The organism is Chryseobacterium viscerum (genome assembly GCF_025949665.1).
Classification (GTDB): domain Bacteria; phylum Bacteroidota; class Bacteroidia; order Flavobacteriales; family Weeksellaceae; genus Chryseobacterium; species Chryseobacterium viscerum_A.
On sequence record NZ_JAPDFT010000001.1, the window covers coordinates 1047641 to 1074087 of the forward strand.

At 36.5% G+C, this 26447-nt stretch carries 21 protein-coding genes; 9 read left to right on the plus strand and 12 right to left on the minus strand.

The genetic code is table 11. The annotated features are described in order from the left end of the window. Nucleotides 1-20: 20 nt before the first annotated feature. From OL225_RS04785 to OL225_RS04795, 3 genes are read left to right on the plus strand one after another with little or no spacing between them, the layout of a single operon-like run. Nucleotides 21-920: a TIGR01777 family oxidoreductase gene (locus OL225_RS04785; protein WP_264517450.1), complete on the plus strand. Its 900-nt coding sequence runs from the start codon at nucleotides 21-23 to the stop codon at nucleotides 918-920. Between the two features lie 50 nt (nucleotides 921-970). Continuing rightward, on the plus strand, nucleotides 971-2416 hold the full coding sequence (locus OL225_RS04790; protein ID WP_264517451.1) for an alpha-L-fucosidase: 1446 nt from the start codon (nucleotides 971-973) through the stop codon (nucleotides 2414-2416). Then, nucleotides 2416-5079 (plus strand): beta-glucosidase, encoded by a 2664-nt coding sequence (locus OL225_RS04795; RefSeq protein WP_264517452.1) that lies wholly within the window; start codon nucleotides 2416-2418, stop codon nucleotides 5077-5079. Before OL225_RS04790 ends, OL225_RS04795 begins: the two co-directional genes overlap by 1 nt. 63 nt (nucleotides 5080-5142) lie before the next feature. Here the strand turns inward: OL225_RS04795 and OL225_RS04800 are convergent, their stop codons facing one another. Next, on the minus strand, nucleotides 5143-6030 hold the full coding sequence (locus OL225_RS04800; RefSeq protein ID WP_047378186.1) for a hypothetical protein: 888 nt from the start codon (nucleotides 6028-6030) through the stop codon (nucleotides 5143-5145). Nucleotides 6031-6140: 110 nt separating this feature from the next. Next, nucleotides 6141-6521 (minus strand): hypothetical protein, encoded by a 381-nt coding sequence (locus OL225_RS04805; RefSeq protein WP_264517453.1) that lies wholly within the window; start codon nucleotides 6519-6521, stop codon nucleotides 6141-6143. Between the two features lie 206 nt (nucleotides 6522-6727). On the opposite strand from OL225_RS04805, the gene OL225_RS04810 reads away from it, so the two are divergent. The 3 genes from OL225_RS04810 (at nucleotide 6728) to OL225_RS04820 (ending at nucleotide 9665) form a co-directional block, all read left to right on the plus strand. Beyond that, on the plus strand, nucleotides 6728-6991 hold the full coding sequence (locus tag OL225_RS04810) for a hypothetical protein (protein ID WP_264517454.1): 264 nt from the start codon (nucleotides 6728-6730) through the stop codon (nucleotides 6989-6991). 227 nt (nucleotides 6992-7218) lie between these two features. Continuing rightward, entirely contained in the window at nucleotides 7219-8607 is a 1389-nt protein-coding gene (gene lpdA / locus OL225_RS04815; RefSeq protein ID WP_047378183.1) for a dihydrolipoyl dehydrogenase, read from the plus strand. A 257-nt stretch (nucleotides 8608-8864) separates the two neighbouring features. Next, on the plus strand, nucleotides 8865-9665 hold the full coding sequence (locus OL225_RS04820) for a patatin-like phospholipase family protein (protein WP_047379362.1): 801 nt from the start codon (nucleotides 8865-8867) through the stop codon (nucleotides 9663-9665). A 107-nt stretch (nucleotides 9666-9772) separates the two neighbouring features. On the opposite strand, the gene OL225_RS04825 is transcribed toward OL225_RS04820, so the two are convergent. Next, nucleotides 9773-10210 (minus strand): hypothetical protein, encoded by a 438-nt coding sequence (locus OL225_RS04825; RefSeq protein ID WP_264517456.1) that lies wholly within the window; start codon nucleotides 10208-10210, stop codon nucleotides 9773-9775. A gap of 446 nt (nucleotides 10211-10656) precedes the next feature. Here OL225_RS04825 and OL225_RS04830 point away from each other — a divergent pair, with 446 nt between their 5' ends. Then, nucleotides 10657-12594 (plus strand): SPFH domain-containing protein, encoded by a 1938-nt coding sequence (locus tag OL225_RS04830; RefSeq protein WP_264517457.1) that lies wholly within the window; start codon nucleotides 10657-10659, stop codon nucleotides 12592-12594. A 68-nt stretch (nucleotides 12595-12662) separates the two neighbouring features. Here the strand turns inward: OL225_RS04830 and OL225_RS04835 are convergent, their stop codons facing one another. From OL225_RS04835 to OL225_RS04855, 5 genes are all read right to left on the minus strand, one after another. Further along, nucleotides 12663-13358 carry an ABC transporter ATP-binding protein gene (locus OL225_RS04835; protein WP_264517458.1) on the minus strand — a complete coding sequence of 232 codons (696 nt, stop codon included), beginning with the start codon at nucleotides 13356-13358 and terminating at the stop codon, nucleotides 12663-12665. An 80-nt stretch (nucleotides 13359-13438) separates the two neighbouring features. Beyond that, on the minus strand, nucleotides 13439-13999 hold the full coding sequence (locus tag OL225_RS04840; RefSeq protein WP_047378180.1) for a hypothetical protein: 561 nt from the start codon (nucleotides 13997-13999) through the stop codon (nucleotides 13439-13441). 304 nt (nucleotides 14000-14303) lie between these two features. Next, entirely contained in the window at nucleotides 14304-14786 is a 483-nt protein-coding gene (locus OL225_RS04845) for a nuclear transport factor 2 family protein (RefSeq protein ID WP_264517459.1), read from the minus strand. A 102-nt stretch (nucleotides 14787-14888) separates the two neighbouring features. Beyond that, a complete protein-coding gene (locus tag OL225_RS04850; RefSeq protein ID WP_264517460.1) occupies nucleotides 14889-15587 on the minus strand; it encodes a LytR/AlgR family response regulator transcription factor in 699 nt (232 codons plus the stop codon). Nucleotides 15588-15690: 103 nt separating this feature from the next. Then, nucleotides 15691-16644, minus strand: a complete 954-nt coding sequence (locus OL225_RS04855; RefSeq protein WP_264517461.1) for a sensor histidine kinase — start codon at nucleotides 16642-16644, stop codon at nucleotides 15691-15693. A 183-nt stretch (nucleotides 16645-16827) separates the two neighbouring features. Here OL225_RS04855 and OL225_RS04860 point away from each other — a divergent pair, with 183 nt between their 5' ends. Further along, on the plus strand, nucleotides 16828-17943 hold the full coding sequence (locus OL225_RS04860) for an acyltransferase family protein (protein ID WP_264517463.1): 1116 nt from the start codon (nucleotides 16828-16830) through the stop codon (nucleotides 17941-17943). A 664-nt stretch (nucleotides 17944-18607) separates the two neighbouring features. On the opposite strand, the gene OL225_RS04865 is transcribed toward OL225_RS04860, so the two are convergent. Together OL225_RS04865 and bla are read right to left on the minus strand one after the other, a co-directional pair. Next, complete coding sequence (locus tag OL225_RS04865; RefSeq protein ID WP_264517464.1) at nucleotides 18608-19645, minus strand: serine hydrolase domain-containing protein; 1038 nt, start codon at nucleotides 19643-19645, stop codon at nucleotides 18608-18610. Next, on the minus strand, nucleotides 19645-20535 hold the full coding sequence (gene bla / locus OL225_RS04870; RefSeq protein WP_264517465.1) for a class A beta-lactamase: 891 nt from the start codon (nucleotides 20533-20535) through the stop codon (nucleotides 19645-19647). Before bla ends, OL225_RS04865 begins: the two co-directional genes overlap by 1 nt. Before the next feature lie 87 nt (nucleotides 20536-20622). On the opposite strand from bla, the gene OL225_RS04875 reads away from it, so the two are divergent. Continuing rightward, the gene (locus tag OL225_RS04875) at nucleotides 20623-21135 is read left to right on the plus strand and encodes a hypothetical protein (RefSeq protein ID WP_264517466.1); all 513 of its coding nucleotides are present in this window, start codon (nucleotides 20623-20625) and stop codon (nucleotides 21133-21135) included. 749 nt (nucleotides 21136-21884) lie between these two features. Here OL225_RS04875 and OL225_RS04880 read toward each other — a convergent pair. Both OL225_RS04880 and OL225_RS04885 read right to left on the minus strand, forming a co-directional pair. Further along, a complete protein-coding gene (locus tag OL225_RS04880; protein WP_264517467.1) occupies nucleotides 21885-23348 on the minus strand; it encodes a RagB/SusD family nutrient uptake outer membrane protein in 1464 nt (487 codons plus the stop codon). Between the two features lie 10 nt (nucleotides 23349-23358). Beyond that, complete coding sequence (locus OL225_RS04885; RefSeq protein ID WP_264517468.1) at nucleotides 23359-26313, minus strand: SusC/RagA family TonB-linked outer membrane protein; 2955 nt, start codon at nucleotides 26311-26313, stop codon at nucleotides 23359-23361. Nucleotides 26314-26447: the final 134 nt, after the last annotated feature.

Here is a 26447-nt window from a genome sequence, read left to right on the forward strand (position 1 = left end):
TAAACATTAAATCTCAAACAATGAAAATAATCATAGCCGGAGGAACCGGATTTCTTGGTGAAAACCTTGAAAAATACTTTACAGAAAAAGGAAATCAAGTCTACATCCTTACCCGTAATCCTAAACGTAAAAACGAAATCTATTGGGATGCCCAAACGATAGGTAAATGGAAAAACAGCCTTGAAAAAGCAGATGTTCTGATCAATTTGACAGGAAAATCAGTCGACTGCCGTTATCATGAGAAAAATAAACAGGAAATCTATTCTTCAAGAATTGATAGTACAAGAATATTGCAAAGAGCAGTAGATCAATGTTCTGAAAAACCAAGAGTGTGGCTGAATGCCAGTTCTGCAACCATTTACGTTCATTCTGAAAAACATCTCAATACAGAAGAAAACGGAATTATAGGAGATGATTTTTCCATGAATATCTGCAAAAGCTGGGAGAAAGAATTCTTTGCCGTCAAAAATGAAGAAATACGAAAAATTGCTCTTCGTACCTCTATCGTTTTTGGAAATAATGGCGGTGCCTTTCCAAAACTTAAAATGATTACGAAGCTGGGCTTGGGAGGAAAACAGGGAAGAGGTAATCAGATGGTAAGTTGGATTCATATTGATGATTTTTGTAAAGCAGTAGAATGGATTATTCAACATGAGAATACGTCGGGCACGATCAATATAACTGCTCCAGCTCCGGTTTCCAATGAAAATATGATGAAAAAATTAAGAAAAGAATTGAAAATACCTTTTGGGCTCAATGCTCCTGTCTGGCAGCTGGAAATTGCAGCTATATTCCTGGATACAGAAACCGAATTACTCTTAAAAAGCCGGAATGTTTATCCTGAAAGACTCATAAAAGATGGATTTCAGTTTTCCTATCCCGGATTTGATGAAGCTATTCTTAATCTCTTGGAATCCTAATGTTTGCGGATTTCCCAAAGGATAATTAAATTAGCGGAAAACTATCCCATATGCTGGTTATACCCAAAATAAAACCCTTTTTCCTTTCATCTTTTTTAATTAGTTCAATAGTATTTTCACAGGCTCATAATGTGTCTGATGGATATCAGAAACCCACAGATCCTTTGGTTGCCCAGAATCTGGACCAGTGGCAGGATATGAAATTCGGACTGTTTATGCATTGGGGAACTTACAGCCAGTGGGGAATTGTTGAAAGCTGGAGCTTATGCCCCGAAGACGAATCATGGACACAGAGAAAACCTGAGCACGGAAAATCTTATGACGAATATGTAAAAAATTATGAAAACCTTCAGACAACTTTTAATCCAACACAGTTTAATCCTCAGAAATGGGCAGATGCCATAAAAAAAGCCGGAATGAAATACGTGGTTTTTACCACCAAGCATCATGATGGTTTTGCAATGTTTGATACCCAGCAGTCAGACTATAAAATCACTTCTCCTAAGACACCCTTTTCAAAACATCCAAAATCAGATGTAACGAAAGAAATTTTCAATACCTTCAGAAAAGAAGGATTTAAAATCGGAGCTTACTTTTCAAAGCCTGACTGGCATTCCGATGATTACTGGTGGTCTTACTTTCCACCAAAAGACAGAAACGTCAATTATGATCCGAAGAAATATCCGGAAAGATGGGAGAATTTTAAAAAATTCACTTTCAATCAGCTGAATGAGATCACTTCCAATTATGGAAAAATTGATATTCTTTGGTTAGATGGAGGATGGGTACGTCCTTTTCACACCATAGATCAGAAAGTGGAATGGCAGCGCACCATCAAAGTGGAGCAGGACATTGATATGGATAAAATAGGAACGATGGCCAAAAAAAATCAGCCGGGAATCATCATTGTAGACCGTACTGTTCCCGGCAAATGGGAAAACTATGTTACTCCAGAACAGGCAGTTCCGGAACATGCTCTTTCCATCCCTTGGGAAAGCTGTATCACAATGGGAGATTCCTTTTCCTATGTTCCGAATGACAATTATAAAACCTCCCAGAAGATCATTGAAACCTTGGTTAAAATCATTTCAAGGGGAGGAAACTATCTCATGAATATTGCTCCCGGACCGAATGGTGATTATGATCCAATAGTCTATGAAAGATTGCAGCAGATTTCCGGGTGGATGGAGAAAAATCAGTCTGCGGTTTTTGCAACCAGAAGTATTGCACCCTATCACGAAGGAAGCTACTATTATACCCAAAGTAAGGACCATCATACAGTAAATGTATTTCATATTGATGAACAGTCAGAATATAAGGCTCCGGCAGCACTTACCTTTTCCATCCCGGAAAACTTTAAGCCAAAATCTTTAAAAATATTAGGTCTTTCTTCAAAAATTCAATGGAAAACAACAACAGAAAATACGCTTGAAATCAAATTGCCTGAAGAAAGAAAAAATCTGAAATATGCAACCGTAATTCAAATCGTGCAATAATGAGACTATTTCGTTTTAACCTTACAGGAGTAGCATTATTGTTGAATGTGGTGATTATTTCTGCCCAAAAACTTTTATATAAAGACCCAAAACAACCCATTGAAGTAAGAGTTCAGGATCTGTTGAAGAGAATGACACCTGAAGAAAAATTCTGGCAGTGTTTTATGATTCCCGGAGATTTAGATAACGTCCCGAAGGAACAATATTCTCATGGAATTTTTGGGTTGCAGGTGAGCGCAGGAAACCAAGGTGGCGGAGCAGCAGGGCAGTTATTGAAATATAATGCCAATGAAGATGCAGAAAGATTGGTGAAAAAAATCAATGCTATTCAGAAATATTTCGTGGAAGAATCAAGATTAGGAATCCCGATTATTCCCTTTGACGAAGCCTTACACGGACTGGTGAGAGAAGGAGCAACTGCCTTTCCACAGGCAATTGGTTTGGCTGCTACTTTCAACCCAGAGTTGATGAATAAAGTCTCAACAGCAATTGCAAAAGAATCCAAATTGAGAGGAATCCGTCAGATTCTGACGCCTGTAGTGAATCTGGCCAGTGATGTGAGATGGGGCAGGACGGAGGAAACTTATGGTGAAGATCCCTTTCTGACCTCAGTAATGGGAGTCAGTTTCGTTAGTTCATTTGAAAATATAGGAATCATAACAACTCCGAAACACTTTCTGGCCAATGTAGGAGAAGGTGGAAGAGATTCATACCCGATTCATTGGAGCAAAAGATATCTTGAAGAAACGCATTTAATACCTTTTAACAATGCTTTTACAAAAGGAAAAAGCCGCTCAGTAATGACCTCTTATAATCTTCTTGATGGGAGACCTTCAACAGCAAATCATTGGCTGTTAACAGAAAAGTTAAAAAAAGACTGGGATTTCAAAGGCTTTGTCATCAGTGATGCAAGTGCGGTAGGAGGAGCAAATGTGCTGCATTTTACGGCAAAAGATTATGATGATGCTTCTGCACAGGCAATCAATGCAGGGCTGGATGTAATTTTCCAGACAGAATACAAACATTATGAGCTCTTTATTCCTCCGTTTTTGGATGGAAGAATCTCAAAAGAAAGAATTGATGATGCCGTCTCAAGAGTATTGAGAGCAAAGTTTGAACTTGGATTATTTGAAAACCCTTACGTTTCACTCAAAGAAATTGAAGAATTAAAAAAGCTTAATCACAAGCCTCTGGCAGAAAAAACAGCTGCAGAATCTTTTGTTTTGCTTCAGAACAATAACCAGACCCTTCCTGTTCCCGGAAATGTAAAAAAAATTCTGGTGGTAGGAACAGATGCTGCTGATGCCAGATTAGGTGGTTATTCCGGGCCGGGAAATAAAAAAATAAATATTGTAGACGGAATTAAAAATTATGTCAGAGATAAAAACATTGAAGTCGTTTATTCAAAAGGGATTGATTGGAATGTAAAGGATTTTACCACAATTTCCAATGAATATTTATCCTCCGAAAATAAAAAAGGATTAAAAGGATTCTATTTCTCTAATATTGATTTAAAAGGAAATCCTGCTTTTGAAAAACAGGATGAACAGATTAATTTTAAGTGGACCTTATATTCTCCTGATCCTGAAAAACTTCAATCGGATCATTACAGCATTCGTTGGACAGGAAAACTGGAAGCACCGGATTCAGGAAAATATCAACTAGGATTGCGGGGAAATGACGGCTTCAGATTATACCTTGATGGCAAATTAGCTATTGACCAATGGGAAAAACTAAGCTATTCCACCAAAATGGTTGATGTAGATTTTGTAAAAGGGAAAAAATATGACATAACGATAGAGTTTCATGAAAACAGGGGTGAAGCTAATCTTGAACTGATCTGGAACTACGGACTTCATAAGTACCAGAAAGAATATAAGGAAGCTTTAAATCTTGCTCAGAATGCAGATTATATCATCGTTGCTGCCGGAATTCATGAAGGCGAATTTCAGGACCGTTCCTCCTTGAGTTTACCCGGAAATCAGGAATTATTTATTCAGGAAATTTCAAAATTGAAAAAACCGGTAACAGTAGTTTTAGTAGGAGGATCTGCTATAAAAACAACCGCCTGGAAAGATGAAGTAGGAGCAATCTTAGATGTTTGGTATCCCGGTGAAGAAGGAGGAAATGCCGTGGCAAAAACTCTTTTCGGTGCTGAAAATCCATCAGGGAAACTGCCCATCACTTTTCCGGTCGAAGAAGGCCAGCTGCCTTTGACTTATAATCATCATCCAACGGGAAGAGGAAATGATTATCATGACCTGAGTGGTGAGCCATTGTATCCGTTTGGATTTGGTTTAAGTTATACCACCTTTGAAATCTCCGGATTGCAATTGAACAAAACAAAATATTCAGAAAATGAAACTATTATTGCCAAAGTCAACATAAAAAATACAGGTTCAAGAGCAGGAAGTGAAGTGGTTCAGCTGTATGTGAAAGACTTGCTGGCTACAGTTTCCAGACCGGTGATTGAGCTCAAAGGATTTCAGAAAGTAGAATTGCAGCCGGGAGAATCAAAATCTGTCACCATTGAAGTTCCCATAAAGCAATTACAGTTCCTGAACGAAAAAATGGAATGGGTTGTAGAAAAAGGAACTTACAGGATTATGGTCGGCAATTCATCCAGGAACTTACCATTAAAACAGAATATTGAAGTTTTATAGTTAAATTAAAAAACAAAAGAGCAGAAATTTCTGCTCTTTTTTATTATATTTTTTTGAAGATATCTAGTATTTTCTGGCTAGTAAAACATTCAATAAGAATGTTCCTGCCCAGTTACTGTTATTGGTAGTGGCACCATTCGTACCAATAAAATCTACACGGGCAACAGATACGGTAAGCCTGGTTTTACCACCTGTACCATTATTGGCAAGGCTTACAAAAGATGCTGTAAATACATCCGGGAAACTTGAGTTATTTCCTGCAGTAAGAATAGGATACATATTGTTAACATTGAAAGGAGTACCCTGATATTCATAAACCAGGGTCATTCTGCTTGTATTGGAGTAGGCAGCTGTATGAGCCCTGTCTACAGATGTTTTACTCACGATCCACCATCTGTCAGTTGCAGAACCTGAATCATAACCTGCATTAGCGTGATTGGTCCAGTCGGCAAGAGCTGCTGTTCCAAGCGCATGAGGAGGAATAAAAAACTGTGTACCGTAGATCTCCACATTGCTCGGCTTAGGAAGAACTGTAAAAGACAGATCCCATGTTCCGCCAGTTGTATTACCGTTGTTCACCACTTCAGCATAGGCTCCGATAGGAATCACAAAAGAAGCAACAGGAGTATTGTCAATTCTTAATGTATTACCACTGGAAGCCTGGAGTGTGATATTATTCGGCGAAATGTTTTTGATCTTATAAATTCTTCCCGTAAAACTTGTTGTTCCGGTTCCGATGACAGGAAGGGTAAATGTGGCATCGGCTGCTCCATTATAAGTGATGTAATGATCGGTAGCCAGAATATTATAAGCAGTGGATGTGACTTCACTATAGCCAGCCCTTAAGGAACCATTGACGGCAAGCGTACTGTTAGGGGTTGTTGTATTAATACCTACTTGTGCAGTTAAGGGAAGGGCTCCAAATAAAAGGATCGAGATGTATTTTTTCATTGTGTAAGAAATTTGAGTTCTATCAAATATAGAAAAAAAATAACTAAAAATTAGTTAAAGCTTAATAAATTATATTTATTTTAATTAAATCACTATATAGCATTGAATTATTAAACCAATCTGCACGGAACTTCCAAATCTTCGGTAAGATAATAGCTGCAGCAAAGACGGTGATAACCATCAGCAATGATCAGCTCATTTTGACCTCTAACCAACAATATTGGCGATAGTTTTTTATTTTTTTCTACTTTTTTGAGGTTTTCTTTCACATGAATATTGGTCTCAGGAAGCAGGGGAAGCTTACTTGCTCTTAAAATATCTTTTGATTTTTTTGTTATTGTAGAGGCCGATTTTAATTTTTCAACCATTTTTCTGGCTTTATCCGGTTCAAAAAGGAGTTCCAGATAATCCTGTGCTGCAGGAAAATCGTGGGATTCAGGTTCTTTCATCCAGATACTGTTTTTGGTCAGATTACCCTTTTTTGCAGACATCTTCATAAGTGTTTATTAAAAGATAAATGTATGAAAAATAGATGGTAATTAACCATCATTATTTCAAATGAGTCAATGATTTTACAATATGGATTTTACTTTCTTAAAAAAAATATTGGTATGATATATGCAAGATTTATCATGAACCGGAATGAATTTAATTAAAACTATTGAATTGATTGAAATCATTCAAAAATATGAACATTATGAAAAAGTTATTAATTTCAACAGTATTGTTATTAGGTTTATCCATGAATGTTTTTGCGCAAAAACATCCACCAGCACCCCCACACCCTTCAAAAAGCGAGCTGGTTAATATTAAAATGCAAGAGCTTACCAAAAAATACAATCTTGAGAAAAAGCTGATTCTTAATCATCCGTTGGCTACCAAACAGATGAAGAGAGACCAGATGAAAGCCTTAAATCAAAGATATGCAACTGAAAAACGATTACTTAAACAGGCAAAATAATACAGTATTTTTGCAGTTATTAAAATTTGAAAAACAGATTTTTATGCTGTGAGTTTTGATAAATTTTCAAAGTATAATAAAATTTATTGAAAGAGAGTGCGTTTTGAGCTCTCTTTCTTTGTTTAAAATTAAATAAAATCGCCTTGTTGATACATTTTAAGATCAGTCTGCGGAAACATTAAACATCCAATATTTTTCCTTAAATTCGCATAAAAATTTTTAAAGTAATGAATTACGATATTATTGTCATTGGAAGTGGTCCTGGTGGATATGTTACTGCGATCAGAGCAGCGCAATTAGGTTTCAAAACCGCAATTATCGAGAAAGAAAATTTAGGAGGAATCTGCCTTAACTGGGGATGTATTCCAACTAAAGCTTTATTGAAATCTGCTCAGGTTTTTCATTATATCAACCATGCTGAAGATTATGGTTTGAATAAAGTGGAGGCAAGCTTTGAATTCCCGAATGTAATTCAGAGAAGCCGTGGTGTTGCCAGCAAAATGAGCAAAGGAATCGAATTCTTGATGAAAAAGAATAAGATTGACGTAATTCTTGGTACTGCAAAAGTACAGAAAGGTAAAAAAGTTTCTGTGACAGATAAAGAAGGTAAAGTAACTGAATATACAGGTACTCATATCATTATCGCTACAGGAGCTCGTTCAAGAGAATTACCAAACTTGCCACAGGATGGTAAAAAAGTAATCGGATACAGACAGGCATTATCTCTTCCTGAGCAGCCAAAATCTATGATTGTTGTAGGTTCTGGAGCTATCGGGGTAGAATTTGCTGATTTCTATAACACAATGGGAACAAAAGTAACTGTTGTTGAATTTATGCCAAACATCGTACCTGTAGAAGACGAAGAAATCTCTAAACACTTAGAGAAATCTCTGAAAAAAACAGGAATCGAGATCATGACAAACGCTTCTGTAGAAAGTGTTGATACAAGCGGTGAAGGTGTAAAAGCTACTGTGAAAACAGCTAACGGAAACATTACGCTTGAAGCTGATATCTTATTATCTGCTGTAGGTATTGCTGCTAATATCGAGAACATCGGATTGGAAGAAGTAGGAATCCAGACAGATAAAGGAAGAGTATTGGTAAACGAATGGTACGAAACTTCAGTACCAGGTTACTACGCCATTGGAGATATCATTCCAACTCAGGCATTAGCTCACGTTGCTTCTGCAGAAGGAATCACTTGTGTTGAGAAAATCAAAGGAATGCACGTTGAAAAAATCGACTATGGCAATATCCCTGGATGTACTTACTGTCACCCTGAAGTCGCTTCTGTAGGTCTTACTGAAAAGCAGGCTAAAGAAAAAGGATACGAAATCAAAGTTGGTAAATTCCCTCTTTCCGCAAGTGGTAAAGCTACTGCAAACGGAAACACAGACGGATTTATCAAAGTGATCTTCGATGCAAAATATGGTGAATGGTTAGGATGCCACATGATTGGTGAAGGAGTAACGGATATGGTTGCTGAAGCTGTTGTAGCTAGAAAATTAGAAACTACAGGTCATGAGATCATCAAATCTATCCACCCGCACCCAACAGTTTCTGAAGCTATTATGGAAGCTGCTGCTGCTGCTTACGGTGAAGTGATTCACATTTAATCTGAAAAAGATATAGAAATCTATATAAAAAGCCCGGAGAAGTCCGGGCTTTTTTCGTTGATACTAATCTGAAATATAAACCAAACCTAACAGGTTTTTGAAACCTGTTAGGTTTATTACTTATTATCCGTTTTTCTTAAAAGGTTTCTGATGAAATTTTAGCTTGCATACAATGGATTTTCTTAAAATAATTTTAAAATCAGCATATTTATAAAAATTAACTCTATTATCTCATGCTGTTTCCTTACATTTATTCTATGAATTTTGACAGAGTAGGACTTGTTTTATCAGGCGGCGGTACCAAAGGAATCGCTCATGCAGGAGTATTAAAATTCTTACAGGAAAAAGGGATTGACGTAGATATCCTTTCCTGCTGTAGTGCAGGTTCTATTGTAGGATGTCTTCATGCTATCGGAAAAACTCCGGAAGAAATTCTGGAATTTTTCAATTCTGTGTATTTTTTCAATTGGAAACATTTTACATTCAATCAGCCGGGACTTGTTTCTTCAGTGATTTTCAGGAATTATCTGAAGCCTATTTTCCATGAAATGAAATTGGGTGATCTCGATATTGAAGTGAAAATTGTGGCAACAGAACTGGTTTCCGGGACTCAGAAGATTTTTGATAAAGATTTTGAGATTGTGGATGCCATCATTGCTTCGTGTTCCATTCCCGGAATTACAACTCCTTACATCATTGGTGAGGAAATGTATTGTGATGGAGGTGTACTAAACAACTTTCCTGCAGACATCATCAGGGATGAATGTGATAAACTGATTGGTGTATTTGTATCTCCACCCAACGAAGCTAAAATTAAAGACCTGAACTCCATTAAAGCTATTGTTTCCCGTTCTTACGATTTACTTTCCTACAGAATTGAAAAAGTAAAATTTGAGTACTGCGACTGGTTCATTTCCTCTCAGAAACTATCTTCTTATGGCACTTTTGAGCGAAGAAAAGACAGACTGGAAGAAATTTTTAATATCGGGTACAAAGCTGCTAAAGAAAGTTATGAAGCCAGTGGTTTTTTTGAAGAATTAAAACAATCCGGAACATAAAAAATCCCGCATATTGATGCAGGATTTTATTTTATAAAAGGGAAAACGATTTTGAGTTCTTAAAGAGAAGTTATAGATAGGCTATAACAACCTCCAGCTTTTCCAGTTTAATTTTTCACTACATATCCGTCCTGGCGAACAATTTCACGGTCATTAGCATCATTTACCACCAATGTATAAGGTGCTTTTTTCGGAGAATCCGTAAGATAATTTCTCCAGATCTGATAGCTATGGCCCTCATTATTGAAGTTGATATAATAGTTGCCGCCTGTACCATCAGGAATTAGTTCACCATCACTGATGATCATACTTGGTTTTGCCGTAATCTTGGTGTTGGCATTCCACGACTGGTAAAGGTACTTGCCGTTTGGTTGTTTGTCAATTCTTATCTTGAACTTTTTGGTTTTGATGATGACAGTCTTCGGTACCTGCTGAAAGGTAGAGGAAGTAATAAAACGGTCTGTTGTTGGATTCGGAACTTCTTTGGCATTAACGAAAGAAAACTGAGCTAAACAGAAAGTTCCTAATAAAATATGCTTTATCATATTAAATGGTTATTGGTTAACATTTTAGATTCTATCAAATATAACGCCATTTTTCAATTTAGAATATAAATATAGAGTACTGAAAATTAGTTTTTTGCAGCTTTTGAATGCTTGTTTTTTGAAAATAATAATACTGATTTTCAATTGATTATTATTTTATTGGCAAAATATTGTCAATTTCTGAAACAACTGATTACTTTTCTTATGTACATTTGTACCATCAAAGGATCTCGTTCCTTTATTATCAAAATGAAACTAATTAACTTTAAGTTTTCTTTATTAAAAGTATCAGAAATCATCTTCACGATTTTTAATACATCTCCTCCTGTAATTTCTTAATTTTTTCGAAAGAATTATCACATAATTCGTACTCTGTTTTTTCATATACCGAAGAAATAGAGCACAATCCCTGTTTTCAAATATAATCAAAAACAAAAAACAAAACTATGGAATTAGCTTTTCATGGCTGGATGATTCCGGCCGTAATTGCACTGTTGTGCATACTTTTTTATAAATTCATTTTAAGAATTTTCTTTGGATTAATCATTGTCCCTCAGGACAAAATAGGGTTAGTTACCAAAAAATTTGTGCTGGTTGGTAAGCAGGAACTTCCGGAAGGAAGAATTATCGCCACCAATGGAGAAGCAGGTTTTCAGGCCCAGACATTAGCTCCGGGCGTATATTTCAGAAAATGGATATGGCAGTATTCTATCGATTTTCAGCCTTTTATAGTGATTCCCACAGGAAAAATAGGATTATTATTGGCAAAAGATGGTGCAGAATTAGAAACCGGAAGAATCTTAGGCAGAAAAGTGGACTGTGATTCTTTTCAGGATGCTGAAGCTTTTTTGAAAAACGGAGGAAGGAAAGGCCGTCAGACCGCGATTATTGCGCCGGGATCCTACAGAATCAATACGCTGCTTTTTGAAATAGAATTAACGGATATGACTCAGATTCCTGATAATGCAGTGGGAATTATCACGACCATGGAAGGAGATCCCTTGGCAGAAGGTCAGATTGCCGGTAAGATTATCAATGATCATAATAAGTTTCAGGACGTAGATACTTTTTTAAACAAAGGAGGATTTAAAGGGCTTCAGGAACAGGTAATTCTGGCAGGTTCCTATTTCCTGAATCCCTGGTTTACAAAAGTTGAAATGGTGAAAATGACGGAAATTCCAATTGGCCATGTGGGAGTCATTATCAGTTATGTAGGAGAAGAAGGACTGGATTTGAGCGGGATTGATTTTAAACATGGAAATATAGTGGAGAAAAGCCATAAAGGAGTTTGGGCAGAACCTATTGGTCCCGGAAAATATCCTATCAATCCTTACATTATGAAGGTTGAACTTGTTCCGACTACCAATTTGGTGCTAAACTGGGCCTATGAAAGAAGCGAGTCTCACCAACTGGATAAAAACCTTTCAACGATTACAGTACGAAGTAAAGACGGTTTCCCTTTCAATCTTGATGTATCGCAAATCATCCATATTCCTACGTATGAAGCTCCAAAAGTAATAGCCCGTTTTGGAAATATGATCAATCTTGTAAGTCAGGTTTTAGAACCAACCATTGGAAACTATTTCAGAAACTCAGCACAGGATAGTGATGTGATTGCCTTCCTGGGAACCCGAAAAGAAAGACAACAGTCGGCAAAAGATCACATCAGCAGTGTTTTGGAACAATATAATGTAAATGCTGTAGATACTTTGATAGGAGCGATTGTTCCTCCGGAAAGTTTAATGAAAACGCTCACCGATCGAAAATTGGCGGAAGAACAGAAAATCACCTACGAAACTGAAATGCTGGCCCAGGAAACGCGTCAGGCTCTGGAAAAAGAAACGGCTGTTGCTGATATGCAGAAAGAAATTGTAAAAGCAGATCAGGGTGTTGTGATTGCAGAAAGGATAGCTGATGCATCGGTGAAAAAAGCGACCGGAGATGCCAATTCAGTAAGATTACAGGCGAATGCGGAAGGAGACAGGTTGAAACTGTTAGCAACAGGTGAAGCAGAAAAAACAAGACTTCTTGCCAAAGCCGAAGCAGAAAAGATAGAATTGCTGGCAAAAGCGAATGCAGAACAAATTTCATTAACCGGTAATGCAGAAGCGGAAAAAATTCTGGCCATTGGTAAATCTAATGCAGAATCTTACAAGCTATCTGTAGAAGCAATGGGCGGAAATAACTTTACCCAATTGAAAATTATGGAGAATATAGCCAGCCAGAATGTAAGAATAATGCCTGAGGTATTAATTGGTGGAAACGGAGATTCAGCAAATGGCGGAATCAGCGGACTTCTGGGACTTCAGCTGTTGGAGCAGGTGCAAAAGAAAAATGCTGAAACGGTTACTGTAATTGAAGAAAAACCGGATAACAATTCTTAACTTTAGCCTAAGGAATAATTAAAAAATACGAAATCGCCCGGAAATTTTTCCGGGCGATTTCGTATTTTTTATACAGTATAACTTGCAAACGCCTCTTCCAGGCTTTCAAATTTACCTTTAAACTCATTAATAGGGCAGTCCTGAAGTATATTCCCTTTATGAATAAGAATCACTCTTGAACAAAGCGCTTCCACTTCCTGCATGATGTGAGTGGAAAGTAAGACGGTTTTCTGCTGGCCGATTTGTTTTACCACATTACGGATTTCAATAATTTGATTGGGATCAAGACCATTGGTAGGTTCATCCAGAATCAGTAAATCCGGCTGATGAATAATAGCCTGTGCCAATCCTACACGCTGTTTGTATCCTTTAGAGAGCTGTCCTATTTTTTTAGATTTTTCAGGGGTAATTCCTACCAGTTCTATTACCTCATCTACTCTGGATTCAGAGATTTTATGGATATTGGCTACAAACTGAAGGTATTCTTTTACGTACATCTCCAGATAAAGCGGATTATTTTCAGGAAGAAATCCTATTTTCTTTTTGCTTTCAATCTCATGGTTTGAGATATTCATACCATTGAAAATAATTTCACCCTGGTCAATTTTCAGTGCTCCGACAATAGATTTCATCAGGGTAGATTTTCCGGCACCGTTCGGGCCAAGAAGACCGATGATTTCATTTTTATCAATAGAAATGTTGATATTGTCAAGGGCAGTCTGCTCACCAAATTTTTTGGTTAAATTGATTATCTGAAGCGGCATAAGTTTTAATGTCTTTCTGCAAAAATAAAATAAAAAAACTCATCCGATAGAATGAGTTTCGCAATATTTATAAAATATAATTATTTTCTTGATTTTTTCTTGGTTCCGCCTGTTGCCGGGGCAGCAGTAGAAGCTGTATTTCCGTTTCCTTTATTCGCTGAAGGATTTATAGAAGCAGGTTTGTCATACATGGTATATTTTCCATTGGTTCTTCCGAAAATTTTCTCCACTTGCTTTTGATTTAAAAACTGTGATTTTCCAATGTATTTCCGGTTTTTATTGATTACCTGGATAAACTGCATGGTTTGTTGGCCATAATTCTTTTCATAATGAAGTTCGATGATATCATTAGGTAATTCCAGCACAACATTCTCTTCTGGAGTGGAGATAAAACCATCCATAATAAGTTTGTATAGGCCGGCAACATCACCATTAAGATTCTGAAATGAAAAAGATCGGATTGTATTCAGGTTGCTGGTGTTCAGATCCTGGTAGTTGACTGTAAATTTATCTTCCTTTTTATAGAGACCAACGGAATTATCTTTACCAATTTCCACCAAACTTTCATTCTTCAACACTTTAATCTGTGAGAAAACTGAAATACCGAACATACATGTAATAAGTAGAATTATTTTTCTCATGAATTGAATTTTAATGTTTTATAAATTGGTGCACATAAAATTACTAATAAAAAAGCGTAAAAGCAATTTTATTCGGATGGAGCAAAAATAACCATTTTTTTTAATATCCATACAGGTTGGTAGAATAATGTTATGTAATTCATTATATGTGAATTTGACTATAATGTATTCATTTGTAGTGTTTTATGTTGTTGAGGAATTGCCGCTTCAAGAAATGTTAAAATTATAAAATGATGTGTTTTTTTATCATAATCTGCTGATATATAGTGTGTAATTTTTTAGATGAAAATAAAATGTAATTAATTTAATGTCCATAACTGATAACTCTTGATATTTTCCATCCCTGAGGGGTTTGCTTCCAGATATGAACAAATTTGAACGTTCCACAATTGATCAGAGAACCATTTTCCAAACGGCAAAATTGGTGGATTCCGGTCTGTATTGCTCCATAATCTTTAATAGGATATACTTCCACAGATTCAGGAACTAAAACTCTTCGGGTGTATGCATAGTTTTTAGCTACTCTAGTGAAATTATCAATAGTTTCTTTATAGTTTGCCAGGCCGCCCATATCATGAAAGAACTCAAGATTTTCAGTAAAAAATGTTTTAAGTTTTTCAATATTTCCTGAGTTGGCAGCACTGAAAAGAATGCTGTCCTTTTTCATTATGGTATTGTAAAGCTCTTGAGAGACTGGTGTATAAGATTTTGATTGTGAGAAAGTGGTAGTCCATATTAAACAACATAATAGGATTGAAAATAATGGAATAAAGAATTTGTTTTTCATATTTAATGGTTTTATAATTCAAAATTTCTCAAAAGCATATTATGATTGCTCTCGGTTTAAATGTAATCATTTAAATTTTAGTAGATTATGAAAATTATTCTTTTAGTTATTAATAGAACGTTTTGAAAAAATAGATATAAAAGTATCAAACTCATGTTTATAACTTCTTCCCACAGGAATTTTATGATTGTTGACAACAATTTCATTATTGCTGAATGCCGTCACAAAAACAGAATTAATGATAAAAGACCTGTGAATTCTTACAAAATCCTTACTCGACAACGTTTGCTCCAGATCTGTAATTTTACTTTTCGAAATAAAACTTTCATTGGTTACGAGAACCACTTTAATGTCATTTCCCTGGCTTTCAAAATAGACGATCTCTGAAAGCATAAGTTTCCGGTGCATTCCTTCAGTTCTAATGAGGATGAAATCTTCTTTATGGTCAGTCGCAGTTCTGAGAATGCGTTCTACAGATTTAAAAAAACGCTCAAAAGTAATAGGTTTCAGGAGATAATCTACTGCTTCCAGTTCAAAACCTTCAATAGCAAAATCCCGGTAAGCGGTAGTGAAAATAGTCTGGGGTTTCTGAGGCAGTGACTTCAGAAAATCAATTCCATTGAGGTGAGGCATCTGAATATCCAGAAACATAAGATCTACAGTCTGGTTTTGCAGTATTTTATAAGCCTGCATTGCATTTTGAGCTTTCCCCACCAGCTTTAAATCGTCGATTTTAGAAATATGGTTTTCCAGTAATGACATGGCCAGAGGTTCGTCATCTACAATAATACAATTAATCATAATGTGAAGGAGTGATTATTTCAACTTTAAAAATATTGTTTTCCTGTGAGATCTGGAAGGTAAAATGGTTCTGATAGTGATACAGCAACTGTCTTTGTATGTTCTACAGTCCGATTCCTTTTTCATTAGCTGTCTGGTGGTCTGAGAATGTATTTTCAATTGTAAAAACAGAATGCTGGCTATTCGTTTCCATATCAATCTTTATTTCTGTGGTTTCTGAACTTTTTCCCACTCCATGTTTAAAGGTATTTTCTACCAATGTAAGATACAGCAGGGGTGGAATAGTATTCTGGGAGTTTAACCTGATGTGTTTCCTGATTTTTAATCTTTCATCATGGTACCGTAGGCTTTCCAGCGAAATATAATTTTCTATAACAGCCAGTTCATCAGAAACCAACACCCATTTTTTCTGCCCTTTGTATAAAATATAATCCAGAATATCCGATAGCTGACTGATAGATTGGGAGGTTTTATCAGAACGGCTGACCGACAGAGAATAAATGTTATTCAGGGTATTAAAAAGAAAATGAGGATTGAGCTGGGATTTGAGAGATTGCAGTTCAAGCTCGGTCTTTTCCTTCTGCAGTTTGATTGTATGCTCTTTTTCATCCTTGTAACGAATGATAAACATGATGGAAACAAAAACAAATGCCCCACTGATAACAGGAAATGTATAATGAAGCAAAAGATAAGGAATATCTGTAAAAATGCTGAAAATACTGTCTTTCACTTCCTGGGTGAAAAGAGGTTCAGCGATATAAACCAGAAAAACCCTGTTGATGATTGAAATAAGATAAAGGCTGATAATGAGATACAGCGAAAATGCAATATACTTTTTCCTGTCAAAAAAATGACGGATCAGCACAAAATAAATAAAATTGGCCCCTGCAATCTGGAAAATCCAGTGGCAGAAGTTATAGATCATCAGTTCTTTAAAATTCCCACTTTCATATTCTCCGTACATTCTTGCTGTTCCGAATAAAAATAAAGCACTCCAGAAGAACAGCTGGAAGTATAGCATTGGTCTGATCTGAGTTCCTGATGGCGTTTTCATCATCTTCAAAAATATAAAAACTTAAGTTACGCCAGAGAAATGTTATGCTAAAGACTTTAAAATAATGTCAGACAACATCATTTACTGTACAAACTGCCTGTTTTGCTATTGGTAGTTAATCATCTGTTGTCCGGATTCTTTATCAGAAAGCAATCTGAAATTGGTGAACATTTGTATAAAAAAATAATGAAGGAACATTCTGAAAGACTTTACGGATTGGATCATCTGAGAACTGCTGCTATTTTACTCGTATTACTGTATCACTACCGGGCCTTTAAACATCCCGGCTGGGTAGACAGTATCGGGAGATTTGGGTGGACAGGAGTAGATCTTTTCTTTGTACTAAGCGGTTTTCTAATTTCAGGACAGCTGTTTAAAGAAATAGAAAACAATGGAAGTATCAGTCTGAAAACATTTTATTTAAAACGGTTTTTCAGGATTATTCCGGCTTACTGTTTTACCCTTTTTCTCTATTTTACATTTCCTTTTTTCAGGGAGAGGGAAGCTTTATCCCCTTTATGGAAGTTTGTGACTTTCACTCAAAACTATGGACTGAACGTTATCAGTCGGGGAACATTTTCCCATGCATGGTCATTGTGTATTGAAGAACAATTTTATCTCATTCTTCCTTTGTTCCTTTTGATCGTCATGCCAACAAAACTGTTCAAATATATCGCGGTTCTGATGATTGCTGTCATTGGATTTTCTATTGTAGCAAGGCTGATGGCATGGAATGAATGTATTGCAGTGCCAGAGACTTTTTCCACAGATTTCTGGAAATTATGGTATATGAAAATATATTATCCTACCCATACAAGATTAGATGGCCTGGGAATGGGTGTCTTGATCGGGTATCTTATGCAGTATTCTTCAATATTTAAAAGAATAGTTGCCGGCAACGGAAATAAGCTTTTTTTTCTTGGAATACTACTGTTGGGAATTTCATTTTGGATATGCAATGAGCAGGCTTCCAAAGCTGCTTCTGTATTTGGTTTTACACTGGTGGCGGTAAGCTACGGAATGATCCTGATGGCCGCTATCTCCCAATCATCTTTCCTGTATCGTTTGAAGTCATATATTACCGCTCAGCTGGCTGCTATGTCATATGCTGTTTACCTTTCCCATAAAGGAATTATCCATATGGTACAGGAGCTGCTTGATTATTTTAAACTTGAAACCTCAGATAATATCACTATTCTTATTTGTCTGTTTGCTTGTGTTTTAGGTGGTTTGTTCTATAGGTTTGTTATTGAAAAACCTTTCTCAGTAATTAAATCCAGGGTGTTGAAAAAATCAGCGTAATCCCCCAAATCTGTGTGGGAAATTATATGTTTTTAAACGCAAAGCTTCTTTTAGACTTTGATTATTTTTAAGGGAGCAAAGGATGAATCAACTTCATTGATTCTTACTAAGCGGGCGTATTACCAAGCATCTTCATGCGTGACAAAGTCGCACTTCTTTGCTTCCTTTACTATATTTTTTATCTTATTAATCTTTGCATTTTCCTAAAACATAGAAAGATAGGTTTAATTGGAAAACACAAAGGCGTAGTTTTTTTATCCCTAAGATTTTTAGCAAGTGAATATTAAAAAAATCTCCCGGATTAATCAGGTTTAGAAAATCAGCGAAATTTCCCGTATCTGCGTGGGAAATTATATGTTTTTAAACGCAAAGCTTCTTTTAGACTTTGATTATTTTTAAGGGAGCAAAGCCGGAATCAACTTCATTGATTCTTTTTAAGCGGATGTATTACCAAGTGCCTTCATCAGCGACGAAGTCGGGATTCTTAGCTTCCTTTATTGTATTTTTACCTTATTAATCTTTGCGTTTAAAATAGAACAATCTTCTTATTCTTTAAATAATGTTACATAAAGATCTGCTTAATTTGAATAATCTGCGAGAGCATAAAAAATAAAAAAGTCAGTTTATATTTTGAAACTGACGTATAGATTGTAGAATAAAATGATTATTGAGAGATTATTGCCTTCAGTACTACATTCTTTATTGAAGCCTCTTTAAAACTCCAGTATTCACTTTTTTCAGACATCTGATTTTCTAAAATGACCAAAGTAGTATCCGTAGAAGGGAAGTATACATTAAGACATGTGAATCCATCACCAAGACCTGTCACGGCAAAATAATCCAGGCCCGCTTCTTTGATAAACCTTACATTGTACCCAAATCCCATATTTTCTTTTCCAAAAACATTGTGCTGGGAGCTTGTGGAAGGGGTCAGGATCTGCTTTTGAAACGCTGGTGAGAGAAGCTTTCCTTTAAATAATGCCTCGTCCCATTTTGCAAGATCCTTTACAGTAGAAATGATACCGGCTGCCGGAGCAATATCATCATTCAGGAATGATTGTTTTACCTTTTCAAACTGATTGTCCTTATTCATATAGCCGGGAACAAGAGCCTGATTGCTCCTAGTATTGTATACCAAAGTTCTATCCATTTTCAGTTTTTTGAAAAGAGAAGTGGCAAGTTCTGTAAAGCTTTTTCCGGTTGTATTTTTAAGGATTTCCCCTAACAGTTTATAAGAAAGATTACCATATTTGAACTGGGAACCGGCTTTGAAAGCTGCTGGCTTATTAATATCTGTAATACCATGAGTATGATTCAGAAGATGATGGATAGTAACCGTATCTGCCCAGGTTTGGGTAAGAGCAGGAAGATATTTTTTGATGGGAGTATGAAGACTCAGCTTTCCTTGTTCAGCAGCCTGTAAAATCAAAACAGCGGTAACCTGCTTTGAATTGGACATGATTTCAAACTGGTCATCTGTTTTCAAAGGGACTTTCTTTTCGAAATCTTTGTAACCATTGGATTTCAGATATTGGATTTTACCTTTCTGAGCAACCAAAACAACGCCGTTAAATGCGATAGGGCTGGCAGCGGTTATAATACTGTCAATTTTATAGCTATAAGTCTCTTTTTTCTGGGCAGCTAAGGAAATAGATAGAAGGGCTGCAAATGCGCCGGTGAAGAACAGTTTTTTTGTGATCATTATTTTTTTTGGTAAAATTCATAAGTTACTTTAGCGATATCAGCAATAATTGCTTCTGCATTTTCAAACTTTTCATAGGTGTCATGAACAAAAACGGCGATGTATATTTTTTGGCTGCCGGAAAGTTCAATAATACCAAAATCGTTTATGGCGCCGGTCATTCCTTCTTTGTTGGTAAAAGATGTTCCCGTTCTGTGTGCTACTTTCACATATTCTGGCAGATTTCCTTTAAGTCTTTTGGGGCCGGCAGTATTATTGAGCATGGCATTATACAGCCAAAGATGATGTTTTTTATTCAGAATTTTTCCATTATTGAATGTTTCAAGAAGCCGGATCGCTTCATTGGGTGTTATTTTGTTTACAAACTGAGATTCCCAGTCTTTATGCATATCTTCCTCATTGTTTTGAATGATACAATCCTTACTGTTGACCAGCTGCTGAACCGGTTCCGGCCCGCCAACTAATCTCATCAGGATATCACAGATATTATTGTCACTGTATAAAACAATCCACTTCAGAGCTTCTTCCAGGCTGATTTCTATATTACCATCCGGATGTTCTTTTTTGAACGGACTCCAGGTATCTTCAAGAAGCTCTTCTCTTTTAATGAATAGTTTCTGCTGTAAAGAAAGCTCACCCTTTTCTACTTTTTTCAATACTGTTAAAGCAATAGGAAACTTTACAGTACTGAGCATGGGATACAGCTTATTGCCATTAATTTGTATTGTTTCTTTCTGATAAGGTCCCATGATTGAAACCCCCACATCTGCCTTCTTATGGGAGATAATGGATTCAATGGTTTTCTTAAGATCCGAAAGTTTTGTGTGCTGCGAAAAAAGAGGTAGACTGACCACGAGTGCGAATAACGCGAAAATAATTCCTTTCTTCATTTGAGTCTGGTTTTAAAGTTTTTTTGATTTCCAAATATATGTATTTCCTCTTTTCTTTTACTGCAAATATTTTAATAATTTAGTTCTATGAAAATAAAAACTATTAGCCTTTTTGTCCTTCTTTTCACGATTATTTCCTGTAAAAAAGATGTAGAATATCCTAAATATGTTGAGCTTCAATCCGGAGGCGGAGAATATTCACTCTATATAAAAAACGGAACTTTTGAATTTTTAAAAACAGAACTTATAAGCTATGATCAGATTTCAACGGCTCCATTTTCAGAAGGAAAATATGAAATATCAGGGGATGAACTTATTTTAAGAAGCGGTAAAGGAAAAAAGTATACTTTCAAAATAGGGAATGAAGCTGAACTGATTCCTGAAAAAATGGATTCTTTAAAAAACCTGAAAGGATTGTATCCTGTTCAAATTCTTCATAATAATAAAATGCCGAAAGAAATGGGACGTCTGGATTCCTTAGGAAGAAAAAATGCACTGTGGCTTTATTTCAATGAAAAAGGGAAGGTCATCAACCAGCGGTTGTATAAAAACGGTGAGTTTGTGAAAGACAATTACAAGTCTGATATTATTATAAAATAAAAAATTTGTAGAGCTCCTTTTATCTCTCGCAGATCATGCAAATTAAGCAGATTTAAAAAATCAACGTAATCTCCCGAATCTGCATGAGAAATTATATATTTTTTAACGCAAAGTTTCTTTTATACTTCCATCATTTTGTAAGGGAGCAAAGGAGGAATCAATTTTATTGATTCTTTCTAAGCGGGCGCATTATCAAGCATCTTTATCAGCGACGAAGTCGCGCTTCTTTGCCTCCTTTATTATATTTTTCACCTTATTAAACTTTGCGTTTAGAAAGCATAACCTTTTTATTCTTTGTTGGAAAATCATGAAGGCGCAAGGTTTTTTTAATGGACTAAATAGTTTACATAAAGTCCTGCTTAATTTGCATGATCTGCGAGAGAATTTATCTGGATTTTTTTTAACGAAGAGTTTCTTTTATACTTCCATCATTTTGTAAGGGGAAAGGAGGAATCAATTTTATTGATTCTTTCTAAGTGGGCGCATTACCAAGCATCTTCATCAGTGACGAAGTCGCGCTTCTTTGCCACCTTTATTATATTTTTCACCTTATTAAACTTTGCGTTTAAGATAGCATAATCTTTTTTTACATAAAGACCTGCTTAATTTGCAAGATCTGCGTGAGGATATTAAGGTTTAGATCCCTGCTGTATTCAGAATAAAAATGGTATCATAAAAAAGGCACCATTTACAAGTAAATGATGCCTCGTCACTGAATATATTTGAATGTAAAATTGTTTTAGGTTTATCTATTCATTCTGTTTGATTTGTGGGTTATTATTAATCTCTTTATTAGGAATCTGGAATCTGAATTTGTCAGGAGTAAGGTTGAATCTTCCAAAAGTATGATTCGTTCCTGTGTATACTCTTTCTAAGGGGGTGTTTAATCTTTTCATATCAAACCATGCGTAGCCTTCGCCCCACAGTTCTATTCTTTTTTGCAGGATGATCTCATTGATCAGATCATTACCGGATTTTGTAGACAGGGTATAGGCTTTATCCCTTTTCGAGGTGATTTCGAATAATATTTGTCTTGCTTCCGTTTCTCTTCCCTGTCTGGCAAGGGCTTCAGCTTGTACATAATACAGTGAGGAAGCTCGGATGTAAATATAGTCTCCTTCAAAAAGAGTGGGATCTTTAAACTTCCAGCTTACATATGGTGGATAATTTTTTGTTTTTCCGTTAAAAGTATAGGGTGCACTTTGGCTTCCATTAAACACTTTTTTACGGTAATCTGTTTCCGGAATCGCTTCATAAAGGCGTTTGTCTATCAGTTTACGGATCTGTGCAGCTCCGGCATATCCTTCGTTGGTATTATCAAACATCGAGAAGAATGATGCATAATGATTTCCGATACTCATTGTGGAAATTGTATTATGAAAACCCCATATTACCTCTGGATTATTGATGCTGGAAAATCCGGTAGTGGTATAGTTATCTTCTGTCATAAGGCCAACCCCCTGCTTGCTTTCCTCAGCATATTTGGCAGCTTTAGTGTAATCTCCTGTTTCCAGAAATACTTCAGCTGCAATAGCCTTGGCTGCTCTTCGGTCAATCTGGGCTCTGGATGGCCGGGCATAAGTATCTAAAAGGGTAATAGATTCCTCAATATCACTCTTGATTTGTCCGTACACCTCAGCAACAGTTGATCTTGGAAGTCCCTGGCTTGGATTGCTTGCGGTAAGTACCAATGGAAGCCCCGGCTCAGACTGATGGCCATTATAATCGTTGGCATAAAAACGAACCAGATAAAAATAAGAGTAGGCTCTTAAAGCCAATAGCTGTCCTGCAATAGCTCTGTTCTTTGCGTTTGCATTTTTATCTAAATCATCTAGAAGCTTGTTGATCACAAATATTCTTGCATAAAAAGTAGTCCAGACAATCTCAGAAGCAATGTTGCTGGCATTGGTTGCTTCGTAATTATAAAACATTCCCAAATGCTGGTTTGTAGACTGGATGACATCATTTGACATCAGGTCAGCTCCTGCTTTGATTCCCATGATTCCAAAATCTGAGTGAGCAGTAGTACCGCCGGCACCATTGCTGCGAAGATCAAGATAGATGCCGCCCAGGATTTTTTCCGGGCTGGAAGAATCATTATTCAGCTGTTCACCGGAAATATCGCCATCCGGTAAAGTATTGAGATCATTGGCACAGCTGGAAGTAATAAAACCTAGGGTTACAGCTGCTATAAAGTATTTTATTTTTTTCATTCCTATTCTTTTAAAAATTAAGTTTAAAACCTAAAGAGACACTTGACAACAGAGAATATCGGTATGCATCAGAAACTCCTGTCAATGACGCTCTTGGGTCATATCCTTTTCTCTTGGACCACAGATACAGGTTGTTGCCTGTCACATAGATTTTCAGACCAGATAAACCTGCCTGCTGTGCAAAACCATCAGGAAGCTGATAGGAGAGGGTTACATCCTGAAGACTGATATAATCCGATTTAATTAAATAAAGCGTTGAATTTCCGTTTTGGTTTGTAGCGGTGAGGTCTACTCTTGGCAGCGCTGCCGTCGGATTTTCAGGAGTCCATGTTTTATCCAGATCTGTGGAATAGTTTGAGCCATAGCTGTCTGAGTGGAATAAGCTTCTATAAATATCATCATATCCATATCCTCCGAACTGATAGGCGAAATTCACGGCCAGATTAAATCTCTTATAAGTAAAATCTGTTCCGAATCCACCATATACCTTTGGAATAGCCGATTTACCAGTGTTATAATCCGTAGCTTCCTTATAATTGTTGGTAACCGTTCTTTCTTCTTTCTGAGTGACAGGGTTTATGGATGTACGATACCATAAAGCGTCACCATTTTCAGGATTTACTCCGGCAAATTCTTTCAGGAAGTAGGTATAACGGTCTCCACCTTCCGTTAAGATAAATAATCCGCTAACCAAGCCTGTGTTTCTTTGCTCAGCAGGTAATCGGGTAATCTTATTTTTATAATGAGTGGCATTGGCATAAACACTCCATTGAAATTCACCACCATGGAGAATATCCACACTTAGATTAGCTTGAACACCTCTGTTGGTCATATCTCCAATGTTTCCGTATTTCACATAAGAACCTGCATTGGAAGGAGGAAGAGGAAGCGTGTAGATCATATCCGATACTTTCCTTTCAAAATAATCTGCATTCAGGGTTATTCTGTTTTTTAAAAGTGAGAGTTCAAAACCGGCATTCAGGTTTTTGGAGGTTTCCCATTTTAAATCCTTGTTTCCCTGTTTTTTAAGTGAAAGAACCGGCTTGTCATCACCGAAATTATTAATTCCGTAGATATCCTGATATGCATAATAATCCCTGCTGGAACCTCCTAAAAGGATATTGTCATTTCCCTGCTGCCCATAAGACGCTTTTAATTTTAAAGAATTAATCACGCTGTTGTCCTTAAGGAAATCTTCTTTTGCAATATTCCAGGCCAGTCCCAATCCATAGAAATTTCCCCATCTGCTTTCAGGTGAAAAAACAGAAGAACCATCTCTACGTATATTGGCATTGAAGAAATATTTTCCGTCATAGTTATACAATAACCTTGTGAAATACCCTTCTACAGCATATTCATAACCGCTTCCTGATAAATCGGTAATTTTCACAGCATTATCAAAAGCTTGTGAGCCAGGTAATAAAAGCTGCTGTTTTGATCCTGAAAAGCCATCATCTTTTATCTTGTTCAGTTCATGTCCTACAAGAAGATTGAAGCTGTGATTTCCAATTTTTTTCTGATAGGTAAGCAATTGCTGGTGGTTCAACGTATATTTAAAATTAGAACCTTGCGAAATAGTTCCCCCTACAGAAGATGAAGTTCCTCCTTCCGTATTTCCAAACTGAAGATTTCTTGTATTCTCAAGATAGGCACCGAAATTGTACGTGAAATCCAGTCCTTTGATGATTTCATAATTTAAACCAAGATTAAGATTGGTAATATTGCTGATGATCTGAGATTTATCTTTCTGAAGGTTTCCTACAGGATTTTCAAAAACGGCATACGATCTTGCGGCTCCGTTAGGTCCTTGGCCGGCTCCATAATCGTATAAAGCATTTCCATTGCTGTCATACAATCTCTGGTAATTATTATCCCTGAGGAAAACAGGATAGAAAGGAGCAATGTTTCTGGCAAACTGGAAAGGGTTGGAAAAACCTCCGGTTTCCCCAAAATCCTGCTTACTGTAGGTATAAGACAAAGCACTGGTTAATTTCAGCTTTGATGTGATAGAGTAGTCTACATTCGATCTGATCCCGAATCTTTCAAATCCGGAAGAAATTAAATACCCTTTGTCATCCAGATAATTAAGAGAGGTGTAAGACTTTATCTGATCCCCATTGGCGTTGATCCCTACCGTGGCTTCTCTTCTCAAAGAAGGTCTGAAAAGCAGTTTTTTCCAGTCATCCTGATATAACAATTTTGCATCCTGATTGAAAGATCTATCCTTTGAAATCAATTGATTAAAAGGAACATTATAAACATTATATTCTAATTTATTCAACGCTGAAAGGCCTACATCATGGGGACTGGCACCAGAAGGAACAGCTCCCGGTTGCTTCAATCTTGCGATTTCGCCAATTCTGGCTCTGTTATAATAAGCAGTGTAATAATCCTGTGGAGAAGTATAAACTGAGTAATCTTCAATAGATCTGAAATTGACCCCGGTTCTTACATCGGCTTCAATATTTACTCCTTTACTTTTCCCTCTTTTTGTATTCACAATAATCACTCCATTGGCTCCCCTGGAACCGTATAATGCATTGGAAGAAGCATCTTCAAGAAAAGAAATACTTTCAATATCCGAGGCAGCAATACTGTTCAGATTTCCGCTGTATGGGATGCCATCCAGTACAATTAATGGATCACTGGAAGCATTGATGGAGCCTATTCCTCTCATTCTGATTGTTGGCTGAGAACCTGGTTGTCCTGATGAGATTACCTGTACCCCAGCTACTTTTCCTCCAATTCCCTGAAGAATATTTCCGTTCTGAAGATTAGACAGGTCTTTTGCCTTCAATGATTGTACAGATCCTGTGATTTCTTCTTTTTTTTGCTTCCCGAAGGCCACCACAACCACTTCCTTTATTGAAGTTTCTTGGGAAAGGCTGTCCTTAGTTTGGGCAAAGCCGTATTCCGCGAATAGGAGTAAAGCCAATACACCAAGTTTACATTGTTTCTTTTTCATTATATTAATCTAGGTTTAAAATTGAACTGTGTATTACTGCTGATCTCTCTATGCTAAATATAACTTCCTGCCTCCTTTTTCAGGGAGGGTATAAGAAATAGATAGTAAAATTTACAGGAGATGTACCCGGATTA

What these genes read in the sequence shown, in the direction of transcription:
- OL225_RS04785 (WP_264517450.1), top strand. Translation starts at nt 21, where the DNA reads ATGAAAATAATCATAGCCGGAGGAACCGGATTTCTTGGTGAAAACCTT.
- OL225_RS04790 (WP_264517451.1), top strand. Translation starts at nt 971, where the DNA reads ATGCTGGTTATACCCAAAATAAAACCCTTTTTCCTTTCATCTTTTTTA.
- OL225_RS04795 (WP_264517452.1), top strand. Translation starts at nt 2,416, where the DNA reads ATGAGACTATTTCGTTTTAACCTTACAGGAGTAGCATTATTGTTGAAT.
- OL225_RS04800 (WP_047378186.1), bottom strand. Translation starts at nt 6,030, where the DNA reads ATGAAAAAATACATCTCGATCCTTTTATTTGGAGCCCTTCCCTTAACT.
- OL225_RS04805 (WP_264517453.1), bottom strand. Translation starts at nt 6,521, where the DNA reads ATGTCTGCAAAAAAGGGTAATCTGACCAAAAACAGTATCTGGATGAAA.
- OL225_RS04810 (WP_264517454.1), top strand. Translation starts at nt 6,728, where the DNA reads ATGAAAAAGTTATTAATTTCAACAGTATTGTTATTAGGTTTATCCATG.
- lpdA (WP_047378183.1), top strand. Translation starts at nt 7,219, where the DNA reads ATGAATTACGATATTATTGTCATTGGAAGTGGTCCTGGTGGATATGTT.
- OL225_RS04820 (WP_047379362.1), top strand. Translation starts at nt 8,865, where the DNA reads ATGAATTTTGACAGAGTAGGACTTGTTTTATCAGGCGGCGGTACCAAA.
- OL225_RS04825 (WP_264517456.1), bottom strand. Translation starts at nt 10,210, where the DNA reads ATGATAAAGCATATTTTATTAGGAACTTTCTGTTTAGCTCAGTTTTCT.
- OL225_RS04830 (WP_264517457.1), top strand. Translation starts at nt 10,657, where the DNA reads ATGGAATTAGCTTTTCATGGCTGGATGATTCCGGCCGTAATTGCACTG.
- OL225_RS04835 (WP_264517458.1), bottom strand. Translation starts at nt 13,358, where the DNA reads ATGCCGCTTCAGATAATCAATTTAACCAAAAAATTTGGTGAGCAGACT.
- OL225_RS04840 (WP_047378180.1), bottom strand. Translation starts at nt 13,999, where the DNA reads ATGAGAAAAATAATTCTACTTATTACATGTATGTTCGGTATTTCAGTT.
- OL225_RS04845 (WP_264517459.1), bottom strand. Translation starts at nt 14,786, where the DNA reads ATGAAAAACAAATTCTTTATTCCATTATTTTCAATCCTATTATGTTGT.
- OL225_RS04850 (WP_264517460.1), bottom strand. Translation starts at nt 15,587, where the DNA reads ATGATTAATTGTATTATTGTAGATGACGAACCTCTGGCCATGTCATTA.
- OL225_RS04855 (WP_264517461.1), bottom strand. Translation starts at nt 16,644, where the DNA reads ATGATGAAAACGCCATCAGGAACTCAGATCAGACCAATGCTATACTTC.
- OL225_RS04860 (WP_264517463.1), top strand. Translation starts at nt 16,828, where the DNA reads ATGAAGGAACATTCTGAAAGACTTTACGGATTGGATCATCTGAGAACT.
- OL225_RS04865 (WP_264517464.1), bottom strand. Translation starts at nt 19,645, where the DNA reads ATGATCACAAAAAAACTGTTCTTCACCGGCGCATTTGCAGCCCTTCTA.
- bla (WP_264517465.1), bottom strand. Translation starts at nt 20,535, where the DNA reads ATGAAGAAAGGAATTATTTTCGCGTTATTCGCACTCGTGGTCAGTCTA.
- OL225_RS04875 (WP_264517466.1), top strand. Translation starts at nt 20,623, where the DNA reads ATGAAAATAAAAACTATTAGCCTTTTTGTCCTTCTTTTCACGATTATT.
- OL225_RS04880 (WP_264517467.1), bottom strand. Translation starts at nt 23,348, where the DNA reads ATGAAAAAAATAAAATACTTTATAGCAGCTGTAACCCTAGGTTTTATT.
- OL225_RS04885 (WP_264517468.1), bottom strand. Translation starts at nt 26,313, where the DNA reads ATGAAAAAGAAACAATGTAAACTTGGTGTATTGGCTTTACTCCTATTC.